The organism is Ferrovum myxofaciens (assembly GCF_000735045.1).
In the GTDB taxonomy this organism is placed as follows: domain Bacteria; phylum Pseudomonadota; class Gammaproteobacteria; order Burkholderiales; family Ferrovaceae; genus Ferrovum; species Ferrovum myxofaciens.
On the sequence record NZ_JPOQ01000046.1, the window covers coordinates 1 to 5,780 of the forward strand.

The following is a 5,780-nucleotide window of genomic DNA, read 5'->3' on the forward strand; positions in this document are numbered from 1 at the left end:
AAACTCGTTTTTAAGAAACTGACCCTTCAGTCGGTAGGCATTGCCGGCACTTTGCACCACTGCCCGGCTGGGGGTGGTTTCACCTCCCATGAAAAGAGAGACGCCGACGATACCTTCGTTGCCCACCACGGCGATTTCTGCCGATGAACCGTCTTCCATGACATAAAGCAGGGACACGATGGAGTCGACTGGAAAATATACGTGGCGCATCTGCATTCCGGACACGAAGAGCACCTCGCCAAGTGGCATCTGCACCTCTTCCAGAAAGGGTGAGAAGTGCGCGTAGTCTTTCTCCGGCAAGGCGGCAAGAAGATGATTCTGGCGAGGATCTGATAGAGATGACATACGCGTTTTCCCCCGTACATCGACCAGAATCAAACGAATTTTCCGATATGGATGTATTGATAATCTGACATATTGATGTATTGATAATCTTGCTGACCGTACTAATTATAGATCATTTTTCCATGTCATTTGTTGTCAATGCGATAATTCCAACTCCCGCATGAATAGTTCAATCAAAATTGTTCATTAGAAAACGTGGCAACACCTTTTACTTACTCATCCCAATCTGGTACAATCTAACCAGTCTATCGACCTTGTTTTTGAGCGTGTTGACGCTGGGTGAATTGCGAAAAGGCATTGAGGGAGTAACCGACGCAGATCGTCGGTTGGCTTTGCTCGATTGGCTGGAGGCTGGCTTGCCGAATTTTTTTACGGGCCGAATTCTTCCAGTGAACGCGCATGTTGCTAATCGGTGGGGGAAAATGGTGGCTGCAGTAGACCGACCCTTGCCAGCCATTGATAGTTTGCTTGGTGCAACTGCCGCTCATCAGAACCTCAAGCACCTGTCAGGTTCAGGATTACAAGAATGCAGCAGGGTCAATTTTTCCGACAGCTTCAAATGCTGGTTTGCAGAAAAGATAGCCCTGGAAATAATTCACCTCGCTAGCCACCAAAAAATCACGCTCCGCTTTTGTTTCTATTCCTTCCGCCAGAACTTTAATGTCCAGTTTGTGACACATATGAACAACACCTTCAACAATTGCTTGTTTAGGCTTGCTGTTATGGATATCGCGAACCAGATCCATGTCAATCTTGACTATGTCTGGTTGAAATTCTGCCAGTAAATTCAGACCAGCATACCCTGCACCAAAATCATCGATTGCTGTCTTGAAACCGAAGCGTCTGTACTCTGCGAATATGTTGAGCAAATGCGGTCGGTCTGCAATGTTCTCACCCTCGACAACCTCAAAAATAATTCTTTCTTTCGGGAAATTATACCTTTGTGCTGCCTCGAAGGTAGAGCGTATGCAGGCCCCTGGTTCATACACTGCATTAGGTAAGAAGTTGATTGACAAAAACTCCCGAATGCCCAATTTTGCAGCACCTTCGACGGCCTTTGCGCGACAGGTTTGATCGAAGCGATAGCGGTTATCGTCGTTAACCTTTGCCAACACGAAAGCCGCGGATTCTCCATTGATTCCACGGACCAAGGCCTCATGTGCAAATATTTTCTGGTTACGAAAGTCGACTATCGGCTGATAAGCATAGGAGAAATCGAAATCAAGCGGCTCAAGATTTCTACAGCGATTACATCCGGAAACAGTCATCATACATCCCCGTTCATGACACTTTTATGGGCCGATTGCGTACTACGACATGATGCCAGAAAACGCAGTTACTGGCGCGTTGCCTGCTTGGAACCTGATAGGGTCCAAGGTAATTTTGGCGACAAGGCCGCTTGTTTGACCAGATCCGGTAATGTAGACTTAGTCCGTTAAACTTGGTCATTGATGGCAGATCCGAAAAGCGAACTGCTTTTCAGCGTAGCGTGTCTATGGGAAGTTGTCATCAAGTGCTGGCCAAACCGACCCGATTTTCAGGTCGATGCGCGTCTGCTGCGCTGTGGTCTGACCGACCCTGGAGAAAGCCATGAACCAACCCTCGGCACAAGCCCTGACACTGAGCACTACGCCAACTGCAGCCAAGTGGAGCGTGCTGCTGGCTGTATCCTTCAGCCTCATTATTCCCCTTGAACTCATCCATCTGCCTGCCGCCATCCTGCTGGGTGCCATGGCTGCCGCAATCCTGGTTGCGGTATTCGAAGGCAAACTGGCAGTGCCACGGGGACCCTATGTCCTCGCACAAGGTCTGATTGGTTGCCTCGTGGCACGCAGTATCGGACCAAAAATTCTGGTGACCATGGTCCAGCAATGGCCACTGTTCCTCGCCGTTGTCTGTTCGGTGCTGGTCATCAGCACCTCCCTCGGTGTCCTGCTCACGCGCTGGAAGGTATTGCCGGGAACAACAGCCCTATGGGGCTCCACGCCCGGTGCAGCCACCGTGATGGTACTGATGTCCGAGGGCTTCGGGGGCGACCCACGGCTGGTAGCCTTCATGCAGTTTCTGCGCGTTATGCTGGTGGCACTCGTAGCCTCAGTCGTTAGCCAACTTTGGGTTACCCCGGGAAGTGCCCCTGTCAGAGTTGCCGTGGACTGGTTCCCTGAAGTTGCCGCTGGCCCTTTGTTGGAAACGATCGCTCTGGCTATAGGTGGCGCCTCCATGGGCGCGTGGTTCGAAATCCCCGCCGGCCCCCTTCTCATTCCGCTTGTCGCGGGAATTGTGCTGTCCTGCACTCACCACCTCACCCTCACTCTACCACCCTGGCTGATGGCCGGGTGCTATGCACTGGTCGGCTGGGCCATCGGGCTGAGGTTCACACGGAAAATCCTGCGTTATGCCGCGCGCGTCGCTTCAAAAATCGCCCTCTCCACCACCCTGCTCATCGCGCTGTGCGGCGGTCTGGCATGGTTACTGCACCGTATGCTCGATATCGACCCCCTCACCGCCTATCTCGCTACCAGCCCTGGCGGTGCAGATTCGGTGGCCATCATCGCCGCCTCCTCTCCTGTGGACTTGCCCTTCGTCATGGCAATGCAAATGGCACGGTTTATTCTTGTGTTGCTGATAGGCCCTTTATTAGCAAAAACCGTGACACGATGGACGGCAGGTTGAGCTTCGACTTCAAAACTCCCATCACTGCATAAATCACGAATCTCCACCTACAGGCTCACCTTTGCTTGCGGATGCAAGTGCCTGTGTCGTCGCGGAAGGATTCAGACTATCCACCATCGAACTCGGGATCAGGATCGTGACTCCTCGTTCCTTCGTGGTCTCATAAATAATATTCATCGCCCGAAGTTGAAGCGCGGCAGGATGTCCCGCGTAAATATCTGCGGCCTCGACAAACTTTCCTGCAATTGCGGCTTCGGCCGATCCGAGAATCACTCGCGCCTGCTTCTCACGCTCCGCCTGTGCCTGACGAGACATGGCATCCTGCAAGGCCTCTGGAATGGCCACATCGCGAATCTCCACCGCGCTCACCGATATGCCCCATAAGGCGGTTTTTTTACCAATCGCTTCTTTTAATTGCTCGTCGGCATCCTTGCGATCGGATAATAATGCAGTCAACATCGAAGAACCAATCATTTCACGTAGCGAGGTTTGCGCAACCCGATCGATGGCCTCGCGATAATTGGTGATGGCCAACGCGGCTTTTTCAGCATCATGCACATGCCAGAAAATGATTGCATCGACATTGACTGGAACGGTATCCCTGGTGAGCGCCTGTTCGGCGTTGAAGGCTGTGGTCTGAATACGTTCATCGATTACTGCGACCACATTGTCCAAAATCGGGATAATGACGAACAAACCCGGACCCTTGACGCTCTGTAACTTTCCCATTCTCAGGATCACAAATTTCTGCCAGGCATTGGCCATCTTCAGAGACAGTGCAATGATCACTGCAACGCCGAAAAAAGGTAACGCAAGATAGGGGTTCTCCCACCGACCGATGGCCAGACCCGTGAGGACAAGGATGGAAACCAGGAAGGATGCAATTGGATTCATGTTCATTGTTCCTTGTATCAATACAACTATTGAATAGCGAACTTGAACTCTCTCGGACAGTGATTTGAGACATCAAATCAAAATGGTTTTGTGCGTCCCGTTTTAAGCAAATCCAACATCTTTTTTTCAGTTACAGGCCGACTAAAATAATATCCCTGCCCTTCTCTACACCCTTGGCCCAGCAGGAACTCCAACTGTTCGTGGGTTTCCACGCCTTCGGCAATGACGCGAAAATTGAGGCTTTTTCCCAGACCGATAACTGCAATCACGAGTGCGGCATCGTCCAAATAGCCCGTGGCCTGCGTGATGTCATGAATGAACGACTGGTCGATCTTCAGGGTGTCGATCGGAAAATGTTTCAAACAACTCAAACTCGAAAAACCTGTACCAAAATCATCAACGGCAAGTTGTATACCTAAGACTTTAAGCGCCTTGAGCATGAAGGCGGTAGTATCCGTATTCTGCATGAGCACACTTTCAGTCAACTCGAATTCGAGATAGCGTGGCTCCAGGCCGGTATCTTCCAGAATATCCGCCAGACTTTCCAGAAAACCTGTAAGTTCGAACTGCGCGGCAGAAATATTGACCGCCACCGGCGTGAAAGAAAGACCAGCATCTTGCCAGGATTTGGCTTGTTTGCAGGCTTCCCTCAGAACCCACTCGCCGATGGATACGATGAGGCCACAGTCCTCGGCAATCCGGACAAACTGCTCGGGCAGGATCAGACCGCGCTGCGGATGTCGCCAGCGGATGAGCGCCTCGACACCAACAATTGCGCCGCTGTGAAGATTTATTTTCGGCTGGTAGTACAGCACGAATTCCTGCCGTTTCAGTGCGAGTTGCAGGTCGGTTTCAATGGATGGTTTCTGAACGACTCGGGCATTCATATGATGCTCGAAAAAAGTATAGTTGTTACCGCCATTTTCCTTGGTATGGTACATCGCCATATCCGCACCCTTGATCAGGGAGGCCGCATCCAAACCATCGTCGGGGTAGATGCTGATACCGATGCTCACACTGATATAAAGATCGTGCTGGTCAATGCAGTGAGGAAGCACGAGCGCTGTAAGCACCTTTTGTGCAGAAAGCGCCGCATCTTCTGCGTATTCGATTTCGCCCAGCAATATAATGAACTCGTCCCCTCCTTGGCGGCAGACAGTGTCTGAGTGACGCACGCACTCAACCAGACGTTTCGCAACCGATTGCAGCAGTTGATCCCCAATCACATGCCCCAAAGAGTCGTTGATATTTTTGAATCGATCCACATCCATGAACATCAGCGCAAGTTTCCCGCCTCGACGATGGGCCGACTCGATCGCCTGACCAAGCCGATCATGCAGCAGCAGTCGATTGGGCAAATTGGTAAGCCCATCGTGATGGGCCAAATGATCCAGTTGGGTTTTAGACACCAGGATTTGTTCGGCCAGTTTGTGCGCTTCAATTGCAGCAATGACCAGGTGTTCGTTCGCTTGTTGCAACACGATCATGTGATCGTCAGAAGTTTGCTGAGTTGTTTCTGCCGTACGAATTTCCTGCTCAAGCAAGTTGACATCATGTTCCCGTACCTGCACGGCATCTTCCCGTACGGTGGCTGAATCTTCTCTTGCAGTCGCTGAATCTTCTCTTACTGTGGCCGAATCCTCCCGTACAGTGGCCAAATCTTCGCGACGCAAAAGGGTCAATCGGGATAAATGGCGGCTTTCTTTCCTTTCTCGCCTCCGGTCATTTCCGCGGACAATAAACAGCCTGTCTTTACCCTCGTCAATCATGCCCCGTGAACCTGGATCTCCAGTATCAGAAACGCCATCCTCATCATTTCTATTCATTACAGCTCCCTCATTCATCTATGCCACAAGATCCCCGGTCGG

5 protein-coding genes and 1 pseudogene are annotated in these 5,780 nt (G+C 51.2%); 2 read left to right on the forward strand and 4 right to left on the reverse strand.

What is annotated here, in order from left to right; translation table 11 throughout:
- The coding region (locus IV91_RS0107365; protein WP_031597253.1) for a Crp/Fnr family transcriptional regulator at nt 1-345 on the reverse strand (345 nt) is incomplete at its 3' end.
- A gap of 254 nt (nt 346-599) precedes the next feature.
- Here IV91_RS0107365 and IV91_RS19705 point away from each other — a divergent pair.
- Nucleotides 600-839: pseudogene (locus tag IV91_RS19705) on the forward strand (PIN domain-containing protein); the annotation flags it as partial.
- 24 nt (nt 840-863) lie between these two features.
- On the opposite strand, the gene IV91_RS0107370 reads toward IV91_RS19705, so the two are convergent.
- Nucleotides 864-1,616, reverse strand: coding sequence for an EAL domain-containing protein (locus tag IV91_RS0107370; RefSeq protein WP_031597257.1), 753 nt, complete (start codon nt 1,614-1,616; stop codon nt 864-866).
- Nucleotides 1,617-1,935: 319 nt separating this feature from the next.
- On the opposite strand from IV91_RS0107370, the gene IV91_RS0107375 reads away from it, so the two are divergent.
- Nucleotides 1,936-3,018 carry an AbrB family transcriptional regulator gene (locus tag IV91_RS0107375; protein ID WP_051862282.1) on the forward strand — a complete coding sequence of 361 codons (1,083 nt, stop codon included), beginning with the start codon at nt 1,936-1,938 and terminating at the stop codon, nt 3,016-3,018.
- Between the two features lie 33 nt (nt 3,019-3,051).
- On the opposite strand, the gene IV91_RS0107380 is transcribed toward IV91_RS0107375, so the two are convergent.
- Nucleotides 3,052-3,912 (reverse strand): slipin family protein, encoded by an 861-nt coding sequence (locus tag IV91_RS0107380; RefSeq protein ID WP_031597260.1) that lies wholly within the window; start codon nt 3,910-3,912, stop codon nt 3,052-3,054.
- A gap of 77 nt (nt 3,913-3,989) precedes the next feature.
- The gene (locus IV91_RS15730) at nt 3,990-5,756 is read right to left on the reverse strand and encodes a putative bifunctional diguanylate cyclase/phosphodiesterase (protein WP_035417420.1); all 1,767 of its coding nucleotides are present in this window, start codon (nt 5,754-5,756) and stop codon (nt 3,990-3,992) included.
- Nucleotides 5,757-5,780: the final 24 nt, after the last annotated feature.